Genomic DNA, 22,516 nt, shown 5'->3' with positions numbered 1-22,516 from the left:
CGCCCGCACACGCTCGCGCTGCGTGCGCACCGGCCGGTGCTCTCCCTCCCTTGCGCGACGTCGTGCTCTGCCCACAGGTGTGGGCAGAGCACGACGTCGCGCAGAGGCAACACCTCCCCGGGACCCCGGATGAACGGTCATGCACGGGCGTGTATGGTCATGCATCGTGAGCGGAACGCAGACGTGGACGGTCGGGGTCACCGGCGCCACCGGGTACGCGGGAGGAGAGGTGTGCCGGCTGCTGGCCGGGCACCCGAACCTCGGGCTGGCCGGGGTGCACGCCAACTCGAGTGCCGGCCGACGCCTGGGTGAGCTGCAGCCCCACCTGCTGCCCTACGCCGACCTCGAGGTGCAGCCGAGCGACGCCGGCGCGCTGGCGGGCTACGACGTCGTCGTCCTCGCGCTGCCGCACGGGGAGTCCGCCGCCGTCGCCGCGCAGCTCCCCGACGACACCCTCGTCATCGACTGCGGCGCCGACCACCGGCTGGACGACCCCGCGGCGTGGGCGCGGTGGTACGGCACCGAGCACGCCGGTACCTGGCCCTACGGCCTGCCCGAGCTGCCCGGCCGGCGCGAACAGCTGGCCGGCGCCCGGCGGATCGCCGTCCCCGGCTGCTACCCGACCTCGGTCACCCTGGCGCTGGCCCCGGCGCTGGCCGCCGGCCTGGTCCGCCCCGAGGTCGTGGTGGTCGCCGCCTCGGGCACCTCCGGCGCGGGGAAGTCCGCCAAGCCGCACCTGCTCGGCAGCGAGGTGATGGGCTCGGTCAGCGCCTACGGCGTCGGCGGGGTCCACCGGCACACCCCCGAGATGGTGCAGAACCTCTCCCAGGCCGCCGGGGCGCCGGTCACCGTCAGCTTCACCCCGACCCTGGTGCCGATGAGCCGGGGCATCCTCGCCACCTGCTCCGCGCCGCTGGCCGCGGGGACCGACGAGGCCGCCGCCCGCGCCGTCTACGAGAAGGCCTACGCCGACGAGCCGTTCGTGCACCTGCTGCCCGAGGGGCAGTGGCCCACCACCGCCCAGGTGCTCGGCGCCAACACCGTGGCCCTGCAGATCGCCGTCGACCCCGACGCCGGCCGGCTGGTCGTCGTCGCCGCGGTCGACAACCTCACCAAGGGCACCGGGGGAGCGGCGATCCAGTGCGCCAACCTCGCCCTCGGCCTGCCCGAGACCACCGGCCTGCCGGTCGTGGGCGTGGCCCCGTGAGCGCCACCGCCCCGCGGGGCTTCCGGGCCGCCGGCGTCGCCGCCGGCCTCAAGTCCTCCGGCGCCCCCGACGTCGCGGTGGTCGTCAACGACGGTCCCGACGACGCCGCGGCCGCCGTCTTCACCACCAACCGCTTCCCGGCCGCGCCGGTGCTCTGGAGCCGCCAGGTCCTGGCCGGCGAGCGGGCGCGGGCCGTCGTGCTCAACTCCGGCGGCGCCAACGCCTGCACCGGCCCCGGCGGCTTCCAGGACACCCACGCCACCGCGGAGCACGCCGCCGCCGAGCTGGGGCTGGGCGCCATCGACGTCGCGGTGGCCAGCACCGGCCTGATCGGCGTCCGGCTGCCCATGGACAAGCTGACCGCCGGCGTCACCGCGGCGGTGAAGGCGCTCAGCGAGGACGGCGGACCGGACGCCGCCCGCGCGATCATGACCACCGACAGTGTCCCGAAGACCACCGTGCAGGCCCGGGACGGCTGGACCGTCGGCGGCATGGCCAAGGGGGCCGGCATGCTCGCGCCGAGCCTGGCCACGATGCTCGTCGTCCTCACCACCGACGCGGTGGTCGACGCCGGCACCCTGCAGACCGCGCTCGCGCGGGCGACCAGCGTCAGCTTCGAGCGGGTCGACTCCGACGGGTGCCTGTCCACCAACGACACGGTCATCGTCATGGCCAACGGCGCCGGCGGCGTCAGCCCGAGCGCCGAGGAGGTCACCGAGGCGCTGACCGCCGCGTGCACCGACCTGGCGATGCAGCTGCTGGCCGACGCCGAGGGCTCCACCAAGGACATCGCGATCACCGTGCGCAACGCGGCCAGCGTCGAGGACGCGCTGAGCGCCGGCCGCGCCTGCGCCCGCAACAACCTGCTCAAGACCGCGCTGTTCGGCAACGACCCCAACTGGGGCCGGGTGCTGGCCGCGATCGGCACCACCGACGCCGCCTTCGAGCCCGACCGCGTCGACGTCACGATCAACGGCGTCACCGTCTGCCGGGGCGGCGCGATCGGCGACCCGCGCGAGGGCGTCGACCTCACCGGCCGGGGGATCACCATCGACGTCGACCTCCGGGCCGGCGGCGAGCAGGCGACGATCTGGACCAACGACCTGTCCGTCGCTTACGTGCACGAGAACTCGGCGTACTCCACGTGAGCAGCGAGGCCGGACCCCACCCCGAGCCGCACGTGACCACCGTGCACGACCCGGGCGCCCAGGACCCCACCCCGCCCGACGTCCGCGTCGACGAGCCGGTGCCGCCGGCCCGCCGCAGGATCGGCACCAGCCGGGTCATGCGCACCCACGACCCCGAGGGGGACGCCCGCCGGATCGCCGTCCTCACCGGGGCGCTGCCGTGGCTCAAGGAGTTCCACGGCAACGTCGTGGTGATCAAGTACGGCGGCCACGCGATGGTCGACGACGAGTGCCGCCGTGCCTTCGCCGAGGACATGGTCTTCCTGCGGACCTGCGGCATCCTGCCCGTCGTCGTCCACGGCGGCGGCCCGCAGATCACCGGGATGCTCGACCGGCTGGGCATCGAGAGCGAGTTCCGCGGCGGCCTGCGGGTGACCACCGAGGAGACGATCGAGGTCGTCCGCATGGTGCTCACCGGCCAGGTCACCCCGGAGGTGGTCGGGCTGGTCAACCAGCACGGCCCGCTGGCGGTCGGCCTGTCGGGGGAGGACGGCGGCCTGTTCACCGCCGAGCGGACGACGGCGGTCGTGGAGGGGCAGCCGGTCGACGTCGGCCTGGTCGGGGACGTCGTCGCCGTCGACCCGACGCCGGTCAGCGCGCTGCTCGAGCGCGGCAAGATCCCGGTCATCGCCACCGTCGCGCCGGACCGGGACGGCGTGGTGCACAACGTCAACGCCGACACCGCTGCCGCCGCGGTCGCCGTGGCGCTGGGCGCGGTCAAGCTGGTCGTCCTCACCGACGTCGAGGGCCTCTACGCCGACTGGCCCGACCGCGACTCGCTGGTGCAGCAGATCGACGCCGCCGAGCTCACCGCGATCCTCCCCACGCTCGACGCGGGGATGGTCCCGAAGATGGCCGCCTGCCTGCGGGCGGTCGAGGGTGGGGTGAAGCGGGCGACCGTCGTCGACGGCCGGACCCCGCACGCCCTGCTGCTGGAGATGTTCACCACCGAGGGCACCGGGACGATGGTCGTCCCGGCGCACACCCTGACCCGGGAGGAGCCGGCATGACCCACACCGAGGAGCTGGCCACCCGCTGGTCGGCGGTGATGATGGGCAACTACCGGACCCCGCCGGTCGCGCTGGCCCGCGGCGCGGGGGCCACCGTCTGGGACGTGGACGGCCGGGAGTACACCGACCTGCTCGGCGGCATCGCGACGACGATCCTCGGCCACGCCCACCCGCGGGTGGTCGAGGCGATCACGAAGCAGGCGCAGACCCTGGGCCACGTCTCCAACCTGGCGATGCACGAGCCCGGCGTGACGCTCGCCGAGCGGCTGTTGGAGCTGGCCGGCCGGCCGGGCCGGGTCTTCTTCTGCAACTCCGGCGCCGAGGCCAACGAGGCCGCCTTCAAGATCAGCCGGCTCACCGGTCGGCCCGAGGTGGTCACCGCCGAGGGCGCCTTCCACGGCCGCACGATGGGCGCGCTCGCGCTCACCGGGCAGCCGTCGAAGGCGGCGGCCTTCGCGCCGCTGCCCGGCGGCGTCCGGTACGTCCCGTACGGCGACGCCGACGCGCTGGCCGGCGTGGTCTCGCAGCAGACGGCGATGGTGCTGCTCGAGCCGGTGCTCGGGGAGGGCGGCGTGCTGCCCGCCCCGCCCGGCTACCTGGCCGCCGCGGCGCGCACGGCGGCCGGCGCCGGCGCGCTGTTCGCCGTCGACGAGGTGCAGACCGGCACCGGCCGCACCGGGCACTGGTTCGCCTCCCAGGCCGACGGGCTCCAGCCGGACGTGATCACCGTGGCCAAGGCCCTCGGCGGCGGCCTGCCGCTGGGCGCCACGCTCGCCTTCGGCGACGCCGCCGAGCTGATGACCGCCGGGTCGCACGGCTCGACGTTCGGCGGCAACCCGATCGCCGCCGCGGCCGCGCTCGCCGTCCTCGACACCATCCGCGACGAGGGCCTGCTCGAGCGGGCCAAGGAGCTCGAGCACCGGTTCACCGCCGGCATCGAGGCCCTCGGGCACCCGGCGGTCGCCGGCGTCCGGGGCAGGGGAGCGCTGCTCGGTGTCGTCCTCACCGCGCCGGTCGCCGCCGTGCTGGAGGAGCGGCTGCGCGACGCGGGTTTCCTCGCCAACGCCGTCGCCCCCGACGTGCTGCGGCTGGCCCCCTCGCTGGTGCTCACCGACGCGCAGGTCGACGCCTTCGTCGCCGCCCTGCCGGCCGCCCTCGACGCCGCGACGGCCGACTCGTGACCCGGCACCTCCTCCGGGACGACGACCTCACCCCCGACGAGCAGGCCGAGGTCCTGACGCTGGCCGCCGAGCTCAAGCGCACCCGGCACACCGACGCCGCGCCCGTCCCGCTGCGCGCGGCCAACGGCGTGCCGCGGGCCGTGGCGGTGCTCTTCGACAAGCCCTCGACCCGCACCCGGGTGAGCTTCACCGTCGGGGTCGCCGAGCTCGGCGGCTCCCCGCTCGTGATCGACGCCGGCACCAGCCAGCTCGGCCGCGGCGAGCCGGTGGAGGACACCACCCGGGTGCTCGACCGGCAGGTCGCCGCCATCGTGTGGCGCACCTTCGGCCAGGAGCGCATCGAGGCCATGGCCGCCGTCAGCCGCGTGCCGGTGCTCAACGCGCTCACCGACGAGTTCCACCCCTGCCAGATCCTGGCCGACCTGCAGACGGTGGCCGAGCGCCGGGGCCGCCTCGCCGGCCTGACCATGAGCTACCTCGGCGACGGCGCCAACAACATGGCGCACTCCTACCTGCTCGGCGGGGCGACCGCCGGGATGCACGTGCGGATCGGCTCACCCGACGCCTTCCAGCCCGACCCGGCCGTGCTCAAGCGGGCGGGGGAGGTCGCCGCGGAGACCGGTGGCTCGGTGCTGTGGACCCCCGACGCCGCGGCGGCCGCCGACGGGGCCGACGTCCTGGTCACCGACACCTGGGTCTCGATGGGGCAGGAGGAGGAGTACGACGCCCGCGTCGCGCCGTTCCTGCCCTACGCGCTCGACCAGGCCGCGCTCGACCGCGCCGCCGCCGACGTCGTCGTCCTGCACTGCCTGCCGGCCTACCGCGGCAAGGAGATCGCCGCGGAGGTGATCGACGGGCCGCGGAGCGCGGTCTGGGACGAGGCCGAGAACCGGCTGCACGCCCAGAAGGCCCTGCTCACCTGGCTGCTGGAGCGATCTGCGTGACCACGGCGCTCACCCGCTCGGCACGTCAGGCGCGGGTCCGCGAGCTCATCGCGGCCCAGTCGGTCACCTCGCAGACCCAGCTGGCCGCGCTGCTGGCCGAGTCGGGCATCGAGGTCACCCAGGCCACGCTCTCGCGCGACCTGGAGGAGCTGGGCGCGGTGAAGCTCCGCGGCTCCGACGGCGCCCCGGCGTCCTACGTGCTGCCGCCGGAGAACGCGCCGCTGCGCCCCGCCCAGGCCGCCCCCGCCCGGCTGACCCGGCTGCTGGCCGACCTGCTGACCGGCGCGGAGGGCAGCGCCAACCTCGCCGTCCTGCGCACACCGCCGGGCGCGGCGCAGTTCCTGGCCTCCGCGCTGGACAAGGTCGGCCTCCCCGACGTCCTGGGCACGATCGCCGGGGACGACACTCTGCTGGCCGTCTCCCGCGAGCCGGACGGCGGCCCGGCCCTGGCCGAGCGCCTGCTCGCCATGGCCCGGCGCACGCCGGCCGTGTACCCGGAACTGCGGACCGACCTGGAGGACAGCGCACCGTGAGCCCGGCCGACCCCGCCGCCGCAGCCGCCGGCCCGTCGCAGACCCGGCTGTGGGGTGGCCGCTTCGGCGGCGGCCCGTCCCCGGCGATGGCCGCGCTGTCGAAGTCCACCGACGTCGACTGGCGGCTGGCCCCGTACGACCTGGCCGGCTCCCGCGCCCACGCCCGGGTGCTGCACCGCGCCGGCCTGCTCGCCGACGACGAGCTCGAGCAGATGGTGGGCGCGCTCACCGAGCTGTCGGCGGAGGTCGCCACGGGCACCTTCGCGCCGGTCGAGGCCGACGAGGACGTGCACGAGGCGCTCGAGCGCGGGCTGATGGCCAAGCTCGGCACCCTCGGCGGCAAGCTGCGGGCCGGCCGCTCGCGCAACGACCAGGTGGCCACCGACCTGCGGCTGTACCTGCGGCACAACGTGCGCGCGCTGGTCGGCGAGCTCGCCTCGCTGGAGTACGCGCTGCTGGGTCTGGCGCAGCGGTACGCCGACGTCCCGGCGCCGGGCATGACCCACCTGCAGCACGCCCAGCCGGTGCTCATCGCCCACCAGCTGCTCGCCCACGCGCACGCCTTCGCCCGCGACGTCGACCGGCTGCAGGACTGGGACCGCCGCGCCGCCGTCAGCCCGCTGGGCTCCGGCGCGCTCGCCGGCTCCTCGCTGCCGCTGGACCCCGACGCCGTCGCCGCCGAGCTCGGCTTCGACCGCGCCGCCGACAACTCCATCGACGCGGTCAGCGACCGCGACTTCGCCGCGGAGTTCTGCTTCGCCGCCGCGCTCATCGGCGTCCACCTCTCCCGGCTGGGGGAGGAGGTGGTGCTCTGGACCTCGACCGAGTTCGGCTGGGCCCGCCTCGACGACGCCTGGGCCACCGGGTCGTCGATCATGCCGCAGAAGAAGAACCCCGACATCGCCGAGCTGGCCCGCGGCAAGTCCGGCCGGTTCGTCGGCAACCTCACCGGCCTGCTCACGATGCTCAAGGGCCTGCCGCTGGCCTACGACCGCGACCTGCAGGAGGACAAGGAGCCGGTCTTCGACTCCCTTGAGCAGCTGCTGCTCCTGCTGCCCGCGGTCACCGGGATGGTCGCCACGCTGACCCTGCGCCCGGAGGTGCTCGAGGCCGCCGCGCCGCAGGGGTTCGCGCTGGCCACCGACGTCGCCGAGTGGCTGGTGCGCAACGGCGTGCCGTTCCGGTCGGCCCACGAGATCTCCGGTGCGATGGTCGCCGTCTGCGAGGAGGCCGGGGTGGAGCTCGACGAGCTCGACGACGACCAGCTCGCCGGCATCGACGAGCGGCTCACCGCCGAGGTCCGGTCCGTGCTGTCGGTGCGCGGGGCGCTCGCGGCGCGCAGCACCCGCGGCGGGACGGCGCCCGAGCGGGTCGCCGGCCAGCTCGCGTCGCTGGAGGACGTCGCCGCCGCGCACGGCCGCTGGGCGGCCGACTCACCCGTGGCGGCCGCGCTCTGAGCCTCCCCGGCCGCCTGGTCACCGCCGACGAGCTGCTCGGGCCGGCCGACGTCGTCGCCCCGGTGCTGCTCGGCTGCTGGCTGGTCAGCGACCGGCCGGAGGGGACCGTCGCCGTGCGGCTGACCGAGGTGGAGGCCTACGCGGGGGACGGGACCGACCCCGCGGCGCACTCGCACCGCGGCCCCACCCCGCGCGCGGCGATCATGTTCGGCCCGCCCGGGCGGCTCTACGTCTACTTCAGCTACGGCGTGCACTGGTGCGCCAACGTCGTCGTCGGCCCCGAGGGGGTCGGCTCCGCGGTGCTGCTGCGTGCCGGCGAGGTGGTGGTGGGGGAGGAGGTCGCCACCGGCCGTCGTGCCTCCGCCCGCGCCGCGCGCGACCTCGCCCGCGGCCCGGCCCGGCTGACCCAGGCGCTGGCGATCGGCCCGGACGACAAGGGCGCCGACCTGCTGGACGCCGCCTCGCCGGTCCGGCTGCACGCCGGCGAGCCGCCGTCCGCCGTCTCCACGGGGCCGCGCGTGGGCATCAGCGTGGCCACCGAGCTGCCGTGGCGGTTCTGGGAGACCGGGGCGGCGTCGGTGAGCGCCTTCCGCCCGGGTGGGCGTCCCCGGCCCCGGCCGGGCAGGGAGGATCGACGCCGTGACTGACGTGATCGACGAGCTGCACCGGCGCGGGCTGATCGCCCAGACCACCGACGAGGAGGCGCTGCGCGCGCACCTGGCCGCCGGCCCGGTCACCTACTACTGCGGCTTCGACCCCACGGCGCCCAGCCTGCACGTCGGCCACCTCGTGCAGTTCATGGTGCTCCGCGCCCTGCAGCGGGCCGGCCACCGGCCGATCGTGCTGGTCGGCGGTGCCACCGGCCTGATCGGCGACCCGCGCCCGTCGGCCGAGCGGCAGCTCAACGACCGGGCCACCGTCGCCGGCTGGGTCGACAGCATCCGCCGCCAGGTGGCGCCGTTCCTCGACCTGCCCGCCGAGCGGGAGGGCCTGGCGCCGCCGGTCTACGTCGACAACCTCACCTGGACCGGGCCGCTCTCGGCCATCGACTTCCTGCGCGACCTCGGCAAGCACTTCCGGGTGGGCCGGATGCTGGCCAAGGAGGCCGTCTCCGCCCGGCTGAACAGCGAGGCCGGCATCAGCTACACCGAGTTCAGCTACCAGATCCTGCAGGCGAACGACTTCCGCGAGCTGCACCGGCGGCACGGCTGCACGCTGCAGAGCGGCGGATCCGACCAGTGGGGCAACCTCACGGCGGGCATCGACCTGGTCCGCCGCACCGAGGGCGCCACGGTGCACGCCCTGTCGACCCAGCTGGTGACCAAGTCCGACGGGACCAAGTTCGGCAAGAGCGAGGGCGGATCCGTCTGGCTCGACCCGGCGCTCACCTCGCCCTACGCCTTCTTCCAGTTCTGGCTCAACGCCGACGACGCCGACGCCCGCACGTGGCTGCCGCTGTTCTCCGAGCGCCCGGCCGAGGAGGTGTCGGCCGTCCTCGCCGAGAGTGCCGAGCGCCCCGCCTCCCGCGCGGCGCAGCGCGCCCTCGCCGAGGAGCTCACCCTGCTGGTGCACGGCCCCGAGGAGCTGCGGCAGGCCGAGGCCGCCGGGCGCGCCCTGTTCGGCCGGGAGGACCTGACCGCCCTGGGTCCGGAGACCCTCGGCGCGGCGCTGCGGGAGGCCGGCAGCGTCACCTTGGACGGCGAGACGCCGAGCGTCGCCCAGTTGCTGCAGCGGACCGGACTGGCCTCGAGCCTGTCCGACGCCCGCCGGACGGTGAAGGAGGGCGGCGCCTACCTGAACAACGAGCGGGTCACCGACGCCGATGCCGTCCCCCGGGATGACGAGTGGCTGCCCGGGGGGTGGCTGGTGCTGCGCCGTGGCAAGCGAGCCGTCGCCGGGGTGCAGCGGGCCGGCTGACGCCGCGGGCGTGTGAACGCCAGGTGACACGCCGGTTCCGAAACGGTGTCGACGGTCACGGGCCGGCTCGTTTGACACGGTCCCGACAGCCACGTAACTTCATCTCTGCGCGCCGCACGGCCCGGGAGGGCCGACGGGGAGGACCCAGCAGGGAACACCCGGTGCGGGCGCAGGGTTGGACAACTAGCCACCGAGGAAGCCCGAGAGGGTGGAGTTGGTGTGCGTCCGCTCCTTGAGAACTCAACAGCGTGCCGAAAGTCAGTGCCAAGTAGTAACCCCGGCCTGGGCGTGATGCCTGGGTGGGATTCCTTTGGTTGATGTGATCGAGATCTGTCAGGTCTCGGTTCTCGGCCTGGTTCAAGCATCTACGGAGAGTTTGATCCTGGCTCAGGACGAACGCTGGCGGCGTGCTTAACACATGCAAGTCGAACGCTGATCCATCTTCGGGTGGTGATGAGTGGCGAACGGGTGAGTAACACGTGGGCAACCTGCCCCCGGCTCTGGGATAACTCCAAGAAATTGGGGCTAATACCGGATGTCCTCTGCTGGCCGCATGGTCTGGTGGTGGAAAGGGTTTCCGGCTGGGGATGGGCCCGCGGCCTATCAGCTTGTTGGTGGGGTAGTGGCCTACCAAGGCGACGACGGGTAGCCGGCCTGAGAGGGTGACCGGCCACACTGGGACTGAGACACGGCCCAGACTCCTACGGGAGGCAGCAGTGGGGAATATTGCGCAATGGGCGGAAGCCTGACGCAGCGACGCCGCGTGGGGGATGACGGCCTTCGGGTTGTAAACCTCTTTCAGCTCCGACGAAGCGGAAGTGACGGTAGGAGCAGAAGAAGCACCGGCCAACTACGTGCCAGCAGCCGCGGTAATACGTAGGGTGCAAGCGTTGTCCGGAATTATTGGGCGTAAAGAGCTCGTAGGCGGTCTGTTGCGTCGGCTGTGAAAACCCGGAGCTCAACTCCGGGCCTGCAGTCGATACGGGCAGACTCGAGTGTTGCAGGGGAGACTGGAATTCCTGGTGTAGCGGTGAAATGCGCAGATATCAGGAGGAACACCGGTGGCGAAGGCGGGTCTCTGGGCAACAACTGACGCTGAGGAGCGAAAGCGTGGGGAGCGAACAGGATTAGATACCCTGGTAGTCCACGCCGTAAACGTTGGGCGCTAGGTGTGGGGGCCATTCCACGGTCTCCGTGCCGCAGCTAACGCATTAAGCGCCCCGCCTGGGGAGTACGGCCGCAAGGCTAAAACTCAAAGGAATTGACGGGGGCCCGCACAAGCGGCGGAGCATGTTGCTTAATTCGATGCAACGCGAAGAACCTTACCTAGGCTTGACATGCGCGGAAATCTCGCAGAGATGCGGGGTGCCTTTGGCGTCGTGCACAGGTGGTGCATGGTTGTCGTCAGCTCGTGTCGTGAGATGTTGGGTTAAGTCCCGCAACGAGCGCAACCCTCGTTCCATGTTGCCAGCACGTGATGGTGGGGACTCATGGGAGACTGCCGGGGTCAACTCGGAGGAAGGTGGGGATGACGTCAAATCATCATGCCCCTTATGTCTAGGGCTGCAAACATGCTACAATGGCCGGTACAAAGGGCTGCGATACCGTGAGGTGGAGCGAATCCCAAAAAGCCGGTCTCAGTTCGGATTGGGGTCTGCAACTCGACCCCATGAAGTTGGAGTCGCTAGTAATCGCAGATCAGCAACGCTGCGGTGAATACGTTCCCGGGCCTTGTACACACCGCCCGTCACGTCACGAAAGTCGGTAACGCCCGAAGCCGGTGGCCCAACCCCTTGTGGGAGGGAGCCGTCGAAGGCGGGATCGGCGATTGGGACGAAGTCGTAACAAGGTAGCCGTACCGGAAGGTGCGGCTGGATCACCTCCTTTCTAAGGAGCATCTCGCTCGGCAGCCGGATGGTTGTCGGGTGCAGAGCTGTGCGCGGGTCGTGACGGTCGCCCACTACCGGGTGGCCGCGGGTGCTCGTGACAGTGCTCGAGGGTGGAACGCTGACCAGTTCGGCCGGCAGCTGCTGCTGCTCCTAGTACGGCGTCATCTTCACTGGTGGCGTGGGGAACGGGGTGGCAGGGGTGGGTCGGTCGTAGGCACGCTGTTGGGTCCTGAGGGAGCGGGCTCTGCTGCTGTGGGTGTGAGCCTGTGGCGGGAGGGGTTGCTGTCTTCGTCCGGGCCTTCCTGGTCTCAGACCGGCCGAGTGTTCTCGGTGCTGGTGGGGTCGTGTGGAGGGTTTGCGGGTTGGTCGTTGAGAACTGCACAGTGGACGCGAGCATCTTTTGATCTCTGTTTTGCAGAGTTTGTTTGCAGGGTGTTTGCTTGTAGGTGTCCCGCCCCCGGGCGCGGCTGTCTCCTTCGGGAGGGGTCGTGGAGGGGTGGGTTGTGTGTGGTCAAGATGTTGAGGGCACACGGTGGATGCCTGGGCACCAGGAGCCGATGAAGGACGTGGGAGGCTGCGATATGCCTCGGGGAGCTGCCAACCGAGCGTTGATCCGAGGGTGTCCGAATGGGGGAACCCCGCACCAGTCATGTGGTGTGACCCGCGCCTGAACACATAGGGCGTGTGGAGGGAACGTGGGGAAGTGAAACATCTCAGTACCCACAGGAAGAGAAAACAACCGTGATTCCGTGAGTAGTGGCGAGCGAAAGCGGATGAGGCTAAACCGATGGCATGTGATAGCCGGCAGGCGTTGTGTCGTCGGGGTCGTGGGACAGTCGTGTCGCCTCTGCCGGGGTGGCGGGGAGTGAGAAAGCGGTCGGGTTAGCCGAAGGCCTCTGGAAGGGGTCGCCGTAGAGGGTGAGAGCCCCGTAGGTGAAAGCCTGTCGTCTCCTTGTTTCTGTATCCCAAGTAGCACCGAGCCCGTGGAATTCGGTGTGAATCTGGCGGGACCACCCGCTAAGCCTGAATACTCCCTGGTGACCGATAGCGGACGAGTACCGTGAGGGAAAGGTGAAAAGTACCCCGGGAGGGGAGTGAAATAGTACCTGAAACCGTGTGCCTACAAGCCGTGAGAGCCGTGAATCCGCGCTTCGTGTGCGGGCGGTGATTGCGTGCCTTTTGAAGAATGAGCCTGCGAGTTAGTGGTGCGTGGCGAGGTTAACCCGTGGGGGGTAGCCGTAGCGAAAGCGAGTCCGAACAGGGCGGTTTCTAGTCGCGTGTCCTAGACCCGAAGCCGAGTGATCTACCCATGGCCAGGTTGAAGCGCGGGTAAGACCGCGTGGAGGACCGAACCCACCAGGGTTGAAAACCTGGGGGATGAGCTGTGGGTAGGGGTGAAAGGCCAATCAAACTCGGTGATAGCTGGTTCTCCCCGAAATGCATTTAGGTGCAGCGTCGCGTGTTTCTTGCCGGAGGTAGAGCACTGGATGGCTGATGGGCCCCACAAGGTTACTGACGTCAACCAAACTCCGAATGCCGGTAAGTGAGAGCGCGGCAGTGAGACTGCGGGCGATAAGGTTCGTAGTCGAGAGGGAAACAGCCCAGATCATCGGCTAAGGCCCCTAAGCGTGTGCTAAGTGGAAAAGGATGTGGGATCGCAGTGACAACCAGGAGGTTGGCTTAGAAGCAGCCATCCTTGAAAGAGTGCGTAATAGCTCACTGGTCAAGTGGTTCCGCGCCGACAATGTAGCGGGGCTCAAGCACACCGCCGAAGCCGTGGCACTCCACCGATAGCCCGCCGGCATCCTTCGGGATGGCGGCCAGGTGGTGGGGTGGGTAGGGGAGCGTCGTGTGGCGGGTGAAGCGGCGGAGGGATCCAGCCGTGGACGCCATGCGAGTGAGAATGCAGGCATGAGTAGCGAGAGGGGAGTGAGAACCTCCCCCGCCGGAAGACCAAGGGTTCCTGGGCCAGGCTAATCCGCCCAGGGTGAGTCGGGACCTAAGGCGAGGCCGACAGGCGTAGTCGATGGACAACGGGTTGATATTCCCGTACCCGCGAAGGAACGCCCATGCTGGACCCAGCGATGCTGACCCACCGAAACCGGTGGCTCGTCTTCGGACGGGTCGCGGGGAGTAGCTGGGGACCCGGACTGGTAGTAGGCAAGCGATGGGGTGACGCAGGAAGGTAGTCGGGCCGGTGAGTGGTAGTACCGGTGCAAGGGTGTGGCCCGTCTGGTAGGCAAATCCGCCGGACATGCAGGGTGAGGCCTGACGCATAGCCGAGTGAGGCGAATCCGATGATCCTATGCTGTCGAGAAAAGCCTCTAGCGAGTTCCGAGCGGCCCGTACCCCAAACCAACTCAGGTGGTCAGGTAGAGAATACCGAGGCGATCGAGCGAACTGTGGTTAAGGAACTCGGCAAAATGCCCCCGTAACTTCGGGAGAAGGGGGACCCCTGACTGTGACCATCCGTGCGGTGGGTAGCGGTGGGGGGTCGCAGAGACCAGTGAGAAGCGACTGTTTACTAAAAACACAGGTCCGTGCGAAGTCGTAAGACGATGTATACGGACTGACGCCTGCCCGGTGCTGGAACGTTAAGGGGACGGGTTAGTGCGCCTTCGGGTGTGCGAAGCTCAGAACTCAAGCGCCAGTAAACGGCGGTGGTAACTATAACCATCCTAAGGTAGCGAAATTCCTTGTCGGGTAAGTTCCGACCTGCACGAATGGCGTAACGACTTCTCAGCTGTCTCAACCACAGGCTCGGCGAAATTGCACTACGAGTAAAGATGCTCGTTACGCGCGGCAGGACGGAAAGACCCCGGGACCTTCACTACAGCTTGATATTGGTGTTCGGTTCGGCTTGTGTAGGATAGGTGGGAGACGTGGAAGCGGGCACGCCAGTGTTCGTGGAGTCGCCGTTGAAATACCACTCTGGTCGAATTGGATGTCTAACCTGGGTCCGTGATCCGGATCAGGAACAGTGTCAGGTGGGTAGTTTAACTGGGGCGGTTGCCTCCCAAAGGGTAACGGAGGCGCCCAAAGGTTCCCTCAGCCTGGTTGGCAATCAGGTGTCGAGTGCAAGTGCACAAGGGAGCTTGACTGTGAGACCGACGGGTCGAGCAGGAGCGAAAGCTGGGACTAGTGACCCGGCACCGGCAGGTGGAAGCGGTGTCGCTCAACGGATAAAAGGTACCCCGGGGATAACAGGCTGATCTTCCCCAAGAGTCCATATCGACGGGATGGTTTGGCACCTCGATGTCGGCTCGTCGCATCCTGGGGCTGGAGTAGGTCCCAAGGGTTGGGCTGTTCGCCCATTAAAGCGGTACGCGAGCTGGGTTTAGAACGTCGTGAGACAGTTCGGTCCCTATCCGCCGTGCGCGTAAGAGACTTGAGAAGAGCTGTCCCTAGTACGAGAGGACCGGGACGGACGAACCTCTGGTGTGCCAGTTGTACCGCCAGGTGCACTGCTGGTTGGCTACGTTCGGCAGGGATAACCGCTGAAAGCATCTAAGCGGGAAGCTCGCTTCGAGATGAGGTCTCTCACCCAGTCAATGGGGTAAGGCCCCCGCCCAGACCAGCGGGTTGATAGGCCGGAAGTGGAAGCACCGCAAGGTGTGGAGCTGACCGGTACTAACAGGCCGAGGGCTTGACCACGCCACACCACCGGTCAAGCCACCAGCAAGCAGCATCGGAAGAGTCTTGTGTCGCGTCCACTGTGCGGTTCTGAACGCACCCAACCCGCCCCACCCCGCCCGCGGACATCCGCGCCGGGGGTGTGGGGGCCGGGGGTTGGTCACGTTCACAGTGTTACGGCGGTCATGGCGAGAGGGAAACGCCCGGTCCCATTCCGAACCCGGAAGCTAAGCCTCTCAGCGCCGATGGTACTGCCCTGGAGACGGGGTGGGAGAGTAGGACACCGCCGGACAACCATTCCCAGACGGGGGTCGGAGCCAAGGGCTCCGGCCCCCGTCTTCGTGCGTGCACGAGCCCGCCCCGGCACTCCGAGTGAGTGCCGACCTGTCCATCGAGGTAGTGACGACCACATGACATCTCCCCGACGCGGCTCTACCGGCCGCGGCCGACCCAGCGGCGCGAACGACCGCGGCCAGGGCTGGTCTGGCCGAGACGACCGTCGGGGGCCACGCGCTGCTGGACGCACGGGTGCCACGGATCGCCGCACGGGCGGCACCGCGGCGGGCCGGCCCGGCAGTGGCGAGGGCTCCGGCCGGGCCACCGACCGGGACGGACGCGACGGCGGTGCGACGGGCCGACGGGTCGCTGGTGGCGGACGGACCCCGACGGACGGCCAGGGCGGCCGTCCGTCGTCCGGCGGTCGGGGAGGGCAGACGGAGCGTTCGGCGTCCCGGGGCACGTCGAGCGGCGACTGGCGCGACCGGCGTCCCGGTGGCGACCGGCCGACGGGCGACTGGCGGGACCGCCGTCCTACCGGCGCCGACTCCCGTGACGGCCGTTCCAGCGCAGGCCGGGCCGGCGGTGACCGGCCGGATCGGTACTCCGCGGGTGCAGGCGGTGACGACCGGCGCGAGCGGCGTCCCACGGGTGAGCAGACCGGTGGCTGGCGGGACCGGCGCCCTGGCGGCGACCGACCGACCGGGGACTGGCGCACCAGGCGTCCGTCGGGGGACCGGACCACGGAGTGGCGCGACCGCCGGCCGGGCGCCGAGCGTTCCTCGACGGGCCGGCCCAGCGCCCGCCGGGAGGACGCGGCTCCGCGCGGTGAGCGGGCCTGGCAGGACCGGCGCGAGCGGACCGACGGTGCCGAGCAGCGGCCACCCCGGCCGGAGTGGCGGGACCGTCGTCCGCAGGGTGAGCGGCCGGCTCGGACCGGAGGACAGCGCGCCGACTGGCGTGACCGCCGCCCGGAGGCCGGTGGCGCCCGTCCCCACCGCCGTGGAACGGGCCGCCCGGACCGCGCCGGCGACGGGGACCGGCGGGAGCGCCGTCCCGCGTCCGACCGCGCAGGCTCCACGGACCGCACCCCGTCGGTGGCGCCGGGTCCGGACCTGCCCGACTGGGCCGACGCGCGAGAGCTCGATCCCGCGGTGCGCGCCTCCCTGCGCGGACTGGAGAGCCGGAACGCCGAGCGGGTGGCCCGCCACCTCGTCGCCGCCGGCGCGCTGGTCGACGAGGACCCCGACCTGGCGCTCGCCCATGCGCGCGCGGCCCGGGACCGGGCCTCCCGCATCGCCGTCGTCCGTGAGGCGGTCGGGGTCGCGGCGTACCACGCCGGCGACTACGCCGAGGCCTCACGGGAGCTGCGCGCCTATCGCCGGATGAGCGGTGACGAGGGGTACCGGGCGGTCCTGGCCGACTGCGAGCGGGCGATGGGCCGCCCGGAGGTGGCGCTGCGCCTCGTGCGGGACGCCCTCGCGGACACCTCCGGCGCCGAGGAGCTCGTGGAGCTGCGGCTCGTGGAGGCCGGGGCCCGGCAGGACCTCGGTGAGGTCTCCGCCGCGCGCCTGGTGCTCGAGGGCGCGCTCGGCGGGCGTCCGACGCCGACCGCCGTGGACCTCACCGACGAGGGCACGCGACGGCTCGCGTCGGCCTACGCCGACCTGCTGGACACGACCGGCGACCCGACGGCCCCGGCCTGGCGCGACGCGGTGACCGCCGGCTCGCCCGAGGAGGACGACGACGTCGCGTTCGGCGAGGAGGACCTGCCCGTCCCTGCTCCGGTCACCGAGGAGGCCGAGGGAGCCACCGCGGAACCGGCCGTGGCCCCACCGGGCGACAGCGCGGACACCGGCACCGACGAGGAGGCCGACCCGGACGAGGTCACCGGAGCCGACGGTCTCGACTTCGACGCCGACGTCGAGCGAGAGGTCGCCGAGCTGCTCGGCGAGGTGGACCCGCCGGCGGACGACGCCACGCACTGACCACCGACGGCGGCGTCCGCGCCGTCCACACCGCCGCGTCGGGTCCACAACCGGCCTCCAGGGCCCCGCAGGGACCCGGCGCGCGGTCAGGCTGCCGTCATGAGCGTGGCAGTGATCGACCGGAACGACGTGGTGCTCCGCGGGCGGCTCTCGGCGCCGGCGGAGTGCAAGACCCTGCCGAGCGGGGACACCCTGGTGACCTGGCGCCTGATCGTGCGCCGCCCTGAGCCGCGGGCCCGCGGCCAGTCGGTCGACGTGCTCACCTGCATCACCTACGACAGGGCGCTGCAGAGACGGGTCGCCGCCTGGCTCGCCGGCGACGTGATCGAGGTCGAGGGAGCCCTGCAGCGGCGGTTCTGGCGCACCGGGGGCGGCACCGTCTCGGTGTGCGAGGTCAACTGCCGGCGGGGTCGCAAGGTGCCGCGGACGTCGGCCGGGAACTCGGTGCGGACGGCGTGAGGACAGCCGCCGGACAGGGGCGGTCAGTCGCCGTGCGGGCGCAGCACCAGACCCGTGCGCGGCTTGGGCACGAACAGCGTCGACTTGCGCGGCATCCGGGCACCGGCCCGGGCGACCGCGGCGACGTCGGCCGGGGAGGGCGGGCGCAGCAGCAGGGCGACGCCGGCGCGCTCGGTGGCCAGCCGGAGGGCCTCGGGCACGTCGTGGGCGACCAGGAGGGACGCGGGGTCGTCCGGCCGTCCCCACAGCCCCGTGACCAGCCCGGTGGTGGCCAGGACGACGTCCAGGTGCTGCCAGGCGGCGGGTGCCTCCGCCGGGACCGTGGCCCGCACGTCCGGCGAGGGGTCGGTCAGGTGCAGCAGCCGCCGTCCGTCGGTGAGCAGGAAGCTCCCGACCTCGGGGGCAGGCGCCACCCGCGCGGTGGCCGCGGCGAGGTCGCCGAGGCCGCGGGGGAGGGAGACCTCCGTGACCGTGAAGCCCCGCGCGGCGGCGGCCGCGGCGTCGTCGAGCGACAGGTCGGGCACCACCCGGTGGATCGCCTCGACCCGCAGGCCGCCGGTGCCCATGGGCGTGAGCAGGGCCAGCACCCGGCAGTCCCCGTCGGGGTGGGTCCGGTGGAGCGCCTGCGCAGCGGCGAAGCGGTGGTGGCCGTCGGCGATGACCGCCCCCGTGCGACCCAGCGCGTCCCTCAGCCGCCGCAGCGTGTCCGCGTCGGTGACCCGCCACAACCGGTGACGAACGCCGTCGGTGTCGGTCACCTCCATCGCCGGGACGCCGCCCAGGGCCGCCCGGGTCAGGTCGGCGACCTCCGGCTCCGGGTCGTGCGCCAGCACGATCGGCTCGAGGTCGGTGGCCGTGGCGGCCAGCAGGGCGCGCCTGCCCTCGACGGCCGCGGGGAAGGTGTCCTCGTGCGGCAGCACCGACCGGCCACCGCCGGCCACGGCCACTGCGCCGAGCCAGCCGATCGTGGCCGGCCCCTGCGCCGGCTGCATCGCGTAGAGCCACGACGCCGGGACCTCGTCGCGGACGAGGACGCCGGCGGCCTCCCACTCGTGCAGCGTCCGGGCCGCCCGGGTGGCCCGCCCGTCCGCGTGCCGGGCCGCCGTGCCCGTGCCGGCGGGCGCCCCGGCGGTGCCGGCACCGGACGTGCCGCCCGGCAGGATGAGGCGGACGATGTTGTGCGGGTCGGCGGCGGCCAGGCGCTCGCGGCCGTCGGGTGTCACCAGGTCGTAGGCTGGCGAGCTCACCCGGGCCAGGTGCTCGGGGTCGTGGCGCGAGTAGGTCAGGGCGCGGAAGGGCCGGACGTCCAGTCCCGTCGCTGCGGGGTGCGGGGGTCCCGCCGACGACGCGTGCACGACGGGATCGTAGGAGTCGTCCGTCGCGGTCCGTCGTCCCGGCCGGGTCCGGGACCCGGACCGCCGGGGTGCCGGCCGGTGCGCGGCAGCCGGAGGAGCGGGAGGGCAGCGGTGTCGACAGCAGGGACATCATCGGGAGGCGCCACGGACGAGGGGGCACCCGGGGGCGGCGTGTACGAGTGGTATCAGCGGGGGCTGGACCTGCTGGCCAACGGCGACCCGGCGGCCGCGGCGACCCTCCTGAGCCGGGCGGCGGAGGCCGAGCCGGGGTCGCGCAGCGTGCTCGAGGCCCTCGCCCGCGCCCAGTACGACACCGGGCGCTACCGGGAGGCGATCGACAGCTTCACGGCGCTGACCGCGGTCAACCCGACCGACGACTACGCGCAGTTCGGCCTCGGCATGGCCGCCAGTCGCGCCGGGGAGCTGGGCCTGGCCGCCGAGCACCTGGCGCTGGCGGTGGCGATGCGCCCCGACCTCGGTCACTACGCGCGGGCCCTGCGCGGTGTCCGGGCCCGGCGCGCCGCCCGTCAGGAGTCGGCGTGAGCGCCGCGCCGGCCCCCGGGGGCCCCGGCGCGGTGGACCGTCCGGGTCTGGCCGCGGGCTGCGACCGCCCGCCCGCGCAGGTCCACGACGTCGCCCTGCTCGACCTCGACGGCGTCGTCTACGTCGGCCCCGACGCGGTGCCCGGTGTCCCCGCAGCGCTGGCCGCGGCCCGCGAGGCGGGGATGCGCCTGGGGTTCGTCACGAACAACGCCGCGCGACCCCCGGAGGAGGTCGCCCACCACCTCACCGCCCTCGGCGTCCCCGCCGGGCCCGACGAGGTCATCACCAGTTCCCAGGCGGCCGCCTCGGTCGTGGCCGGCCTGCTCGGCCGGGGCGCGCGGGTGCTGCCGGTGGGCGGCCCTGGTGTCGCCGCGGCGCTGCGCGCGGCCGGTCTGACCGTCGTCGACCGCGCCGAGGACGACCCGGCCGCGGTCGTGCAGGGCTACGGCCGGGAGGTCGGCTGGGCGCAGCTGGCCGAGGCCGTGGTCGCCGTCCGCAACGGCGCCCGCCACGTGGCCACGAACGCCGACGCGACCATCCCCTCGCCGCGAGGGCCGCTGCCGGGCAACGGAGCGATGGTCGGTGTCGTCCGGGACGTCACCGGCCGCGAGCCCCTGGTCACCGGCAAGCCCGACCCGGCGATGCACGCCGAGTGCGTGCGTCGCACCGGTGCGGAGCGTCCGCTCGTCGTCGGTGACCGGCTCGACACCGACATCGAGGGCAGCCAGCGGGCGGGGGCGGCGAGCCTCCTGGTCCTCAGCGGGGTCACCGACCCGGCGACCCTGCTGGCCGCCGGCCCGCTGCACCGCCCCGACCTGCTCGCCGCCGACGCCGCCGGTCTGCTCGAGGTCCACCCACCGGTCCTCCGCGACGGCGGCGGCTGGCGGTGCGGCCGCTGGTTCGCGACCGCCGAGGGGACCGGGCCGCTGGAGCTGCGCGCGGCCGGGGACGCCGGCGACCGGCCGGGCGGGCGCAGCGGCGACGGACTCGACGGCGACGGACTCGACGGCGACGGGCTCGACGGGCTGCGGGCGCTCTGCCTGGCCTCGTGGACCCGCGACGCCGACGGCGCTCCTGCCGAGGTGCGGGCCGGGGACGAGGAGGCCCGCCGGACGCTGGCCGGGTGGGCACTGGGGGAGCGGTGACCGGGACGACGGCGCCGGCCGCCGCCGGCCGGCCGGGTCAGAGGAGCGAGCGCAGCCGCAGCAGGTCGCGCAGCCCGGCCTCCATGCGCACCCGACCCGACGCCCACGCGGGAGCGAACCCCAGCCGTCCCTCGGTGAGGGCGACGAGGTCGTCGCTGGTCATGGTGAGGCGGATGTCGGCCTTCGGGCCACCGGCGGTGTCCGGCTCGGCGCGCAGGCCGTGCACCCGTCCCTTCACCAGCCGCCCGCGGACGACCTGCCCCAGGTCGGTCAGCCGGCACGACAGCGAGCGGTCCAGGCCGCTGGCCGCCGGCTGCGCGGCGAGGGTGCCCATGACGTCCTCGAGGGCGGACACGCACTGCTCCAGCGTCGCCACGGCGGCAGGCCTCCTCGGGGGTCGGACGGGCGCCGTCCGGTCCGGTGCCGAGCGGCCCGCGGAACGCTACCGGTCCCGTCCGCGCACCCGTCACCGTCGTCCCCGGCCGGTACCCTCGCGGGCCGGAGGGGGCGCAGTCAGCGGCCTCCTCCGGTGTCCCGGTGCCGCCCGTTCCGCGGCCCCAGTCCCCTCCCCGTCCGAGAGGTCCGTGCCATGACCGAGCCGAACCGGCCGCGTCCGGTCCCGGGTCCGCCGCGGCCCGGTCCCGTCGGCACGGTGGCCCCCGCTCCGCGACCCGGTCCGGTGCCGCCCGGTCCGGTGCCGAGCGGGCCGGCGGTCCCGGGCGGCGACCCGGGCGGGGTGCTCGCCGGAGGCGAGACCGCCGCCGGGAGCCCCTACGCCGGGCTCGACGAGCGCCCGGTCGCCGAGCACGTGGCCGTCTTCGAGGCCGTGCACGACCGCCTGCAGCGCGAGCTCGCCACGATCGACCAGCTCTGATGGCCCGTCGCAGCCGGCTCGACGCCGAGCTCGTGCGCCGCGGGCTGGCCCGCTCCCGCGAGCACGCCGTCGAGCTCATCGCCGAGGGCCGGGTGGCCGTCTCGGGGCAGGCCGCCACCAAGCCGGCCACCGGTGTCGACGCGGGCACCCCCGTCGTGGTGCGCACCGACCCCGAGGAGCAGCGCTGGGTCTCCCGCGGCGCGCACAAGCTCCTCGGCGCGCTGGAGGCACTCCCCGTCCCGGTCGAGGGCCGCCGCGCCCTCGACGCCGGCGCCTCCACCGGCGGCTTCACCGAGGTGCTCCTGCACCGCGGCGCGCGCGAGGTGGTGGCCGTGGACGTCGGCTACGGCGAGCTGGCCTGGTCGCTGCGCACCGACGAGCGGGTGATGGTGCTCGAGCGCACGAACGTCCGCACGCTGACCCCCGAGCAGCTCGACGGGCCGGCCGACCTCGTGGTCGCCGACCTCTCCTTCATCTCCCTGCGCCTGGTGCTGCCCGCGCTGACGGCCTGCGCCACGGACGACGCCGACCTGCTGCCCATGGTCAAGCCGCAGTTCGAGGTCGGCCGCGAGCGGCTGGGGGCCGGTGGTGTCGTCCGCGACCCGGCCGCCCGGGCCGCCGCCGTCCTGGAGGTGGCCACCGTCGCCGCCGACCTGGGGTGGGGGACCGCCGGCGTCGTCGCCAGCCCGTTGCCCGGCCCGGCCGGCAACGTCGAGTTCTTCCTGTGGCTGCGCCGCGACGCCGGCCGGCCGCAGGAGGCCGACGTCCTGCGCGCGGTCGAGGAGGGGCCGCGGGGTGCCGGCCCGCGGGGAGCGGCGCGGTGAGGTCGACCTGCCCCGCGACGGCGCCGACGCCGGCGCGGGGGGACGCTGGGGACCGACGGCGAGGCACGACGCGCAGCAGCAGCGAGGAGGACCG

The 22,516-nt window shown here is 72.7% G+C and carries 17 protein-coding genes and 3 rRNA genes; 18 read left to right on the top strand and 2 right to left on the bottom strand.

The window, feature by feature from the left end; genetic code table 11:
• The first annotated feature begins 166 nt into the window (after positions 1-166).
• The 14 genes from argC to ACWIZO_RS22240 all read left to right on the top strand — a co-directional run bounded on the left by argC (position 167) and on the right by ACWIZO_RS22240 (position 17,681).
• On the top strand, positions 167-1,207 hold the full coding sequence (argC, locus tag ACWIZO_RS22305) for an N-acetyl-gamma-glutamyl-phosphate reductase (protein ID WP_448639793.1): 1,041 nt from the start codon (positions 167-169) through the stop codon (positions 1,205-1,207).
• Positions 1,204-2,355: a bifunctional glutamate N-acetyltransferase/amino-acid acetyltransferase ArgJ gene (gene argJ, locus ACWIZO_RS22300; RefSeq protein WP_448639792.1), complete on the top strand. Its 1,152-nt coding sequence runs from the start codon at positions 1,204-1,206 to the stop codon at positions 2,353-2,355. The genes argC and argJ overlap by 4 nt, the downstream gene beginning before the upstream one ends.
• Entirely contained in the window at positions 2,352-3,404 is a 1,053-nt protein-coding gene (gene argB, locus ACWIZO_RS22295; RefSeq protein WP_448639791.1) for an acetylglutamate kinase, read from the top strand. Before argJ ends, argB begins: the two co-directional genes overlap by 4 nt.
• Positions 3,401-4,585: an acetylornithine transaminase gene (locus ACWIZO_RS22290; RefSeq protein WP_448639790.1), complete on the top strand. Its 1,185-nt coding sequence runs from the start codon at positions 3,401-3,403 to the stop codon at positions 4,583-4,585. The genes argB and ACWIZO_RS22290 overlap by 4 nt, the downstream gene beginning before the upstream one ends.
• Complete coding sequence (gene argF, locus ACWIZO_RS22285; protein WP_448639789.1) at positions 4,582-5,529, top strand: ornithine carbamoyltransferase; 948 nt, start codon at positions 4,582-4,584, stop codon at positions 5,527-5,529. Before ACWIZO_RS22290 ends, argF begins: the two co-directional genes overlap by 4 nt.
• A complete protein-coding gene (locus ACWIZO_RS22280; protein ID WP_448639788.1) occupies positions 5,526-6,062 on the top strand; it encodes an arginine repressor in 537 nt (178 codons plus the stop codon). The genes argF and ACWIZO_RS22280 overlap by 4 nt, the downstream gene beginning before the upstream one ends.
• Positions 6,059-7,519, top strand: a complete 1,461-nt coding sequence (argH, locus tag ACWIZO_RS22275) for an argininosuccinate lyase (RefSeq protein ID WP_448639787.1) — start codon at positions 6,059-6,061, stop codon at positions 7,517-7,519. The genes ACWIZO_RS22280 and argH overlap by 4 nt, the downstream gene beginning before the upstream one ends.
• Positions 7,483-8,166, top strand: coding sequence for a DNA-3-methyladenine glycosylase (locus tag ACWIZO_RS22270; protein WP_448642991.1), 684 nt, complete (start codon positions 7,483-7,485; stop codon positions 8,164-8,166). The genes argH and ACWIZO_RS22270 overlap by 37 nt, the downstream gene beginning before the upstream one ends.
• The gene (gene tyrS / locus ACWIZO_RS22265) at positions 8,159-9,436 is read left to right on the top strand and encodes a tyrosine--tRNA ligase (RefSeq protein WP_448639786.1); all 1,278 of its coding nucleotides are present in this window, start codon (positions 8,159-8,161) and stop codon (positions 9,434-9,436) included. Before ACWIZO_RS22270 ends, tyrS begins: the two co-directional genes overlap by 8 nt.
• Positions 9,437-9,800: 364 nt before the next feature.
• A 16S ribosomal RNA gene (locus ACWIZO_RS22260) occupies positions 9,801-11,323 on the top strand.
• Positions 11,324-11,834: 511 nt separating this feature from the next.
• A 23S ribosomal RNA gene (locus ACWIZO_RS22255) occupies positions 11,835-14,979 on the top strand.
• A gap of 154 nt (positions 14,980-15,133) precedes the next feature.
• Positions 15,134-15,250: ribosomal RNA gene (rrf, locus tag ACWIZO_RS22250) — 5S ribosomal RNA — on the top strand.
• Together the 16S, 23S and 5S rRNA genes form the textbook arrangement of a ribosomal RNA operon.
• Positions 15,251-16,331: 1,081 nt before the next feature.
• Entirely contained in the window at positions 16,332-17,222 is an 891-nt protein-coding gene (locus ACWIZO_RS22245) for a hypothetical protein (RefSeq protein ID WP_448639785.1), read from the top strand.
• A 99-nt stretch (positions 17,223-17,321) separates the two neighbouring features.
• Positions 17,322-17,681 carry a single-stranded DNA-binding protein gene (locus ACWIZO_RS22240; RefSeq protein WP_448639784.1) on the top strand — a complete coding sequence of 120 codons (360 nt, stop codon included), beginning with the start codon at positions 17,322-17,324 and terminating at the stop codon, positions 17,679-17,681.
• Positions 17,682-17,704: 23 nt separating this feature from the next.
• On the opposite strand, the gene ACWIZO_RS22235 is transcribed toward ACWIZO_RS22240, so the two are convergent.
• Positions 17,705-19,036, bottom strand: coding sequence for a DUF1015 family protein (locus ACWIZO_RS22235; protein WP_448639783.1), 1,332 nt, complete (start codon positions 19,034-19,036; stop codon positions 17,705-17,707).
• Positions 19,037-19,207: 171 nt separating this feature from the next.
• On the opposite strand from ACWIZO_RS22235, the gene ACWIZO_RS22230 reads away from it, so the two are divergent.
• Both ACWIZO_RS22230 and ACWIZO_RS22225 read left to right on the top strand, forming a co-directional pair.
• Positions 19,208-19,579 (top strand): tetratricopeptide repeat protein, encoded by a 372-nt coding sequence (locus tag ACWIZO_RS22230; protein WP_446761000.1) that lies wholly within the window; start codon positions 19,208-19,210, stop codon positions 19,577-19,579.
• Positions 19,576-20,724, top strand: a complete 1,149-nt coding sequence (locus ACWIZO_RS22225) for an HAD-IIA family hydrolase (RefSeq protein WP_448639782.1) — start codon at positions 19,576-19,578, stop codon at positions 20,722-20,724. The genes ACWIZO_RS22230 and ACWIZO_RS22225 overlap by 4 nt, the downstream gene beginning before the upstream one ends.
• Before the next feature lie 37 nt (positions 20,725-20,761).
• On the opposite strand, the gene ACWIZO_RS22220 is transcribed toward ACWIZO_RS22225, so the two are convergent.
• Entirely contained in the window at positions 20,762-21,100 is a 339-nt protein-coding gene (locus ACWIZO_RS22220; RefSeq protein ID WP_448639781.1) for an alkyl sulfatase C-terminal domain-containing protein, read from the bottom strand.
• Positions 21,101-21,418: 318 nt separating this feature from the next.
• Here ACWIZO_RS22220 and ACWIZO_RS22215 point away from each other — a divergent pair, with 318 nt between their 5' ends.
• Positions 21,419-21,598 (top strand): hypothetical protein, encoded by a 180-nt coding sequence (locus ACWIZO_RS22215; RefSeq protein ID WP_448639780.1) that lies wholly within the window; start codon positions 21,419-21,421, stop codon positions 21,596-21,598.
• The gene (locus ACWIZO_RS22210) at positions 21,598-22,422 is read left to right on the top strand and encodes a TlyA family RNA methyltransferase (protein WP_448639779.1); all 825 of its coding nucleotides are present in this window, start codon (positions 21,598-21,600) and stop codon (positions 22,420-22,422) included. Before ACWIZO_RS22215 ends, ACWIZO_RS22210 begins: the two co-directional genes overlap by 1 nt.
• The last annotated feature ends 94 nt before the right edge of the window (positions 22,423-22,516 follow it).

Source organism: Geodermatophilus sp. URMC 63, assembly GCF_053502565.1.
The sequence above is the reverse complement of the archived record's forward strand: the minus strand, read 5'-3'. Positions and strand labels throughout refer to the sequence as shown.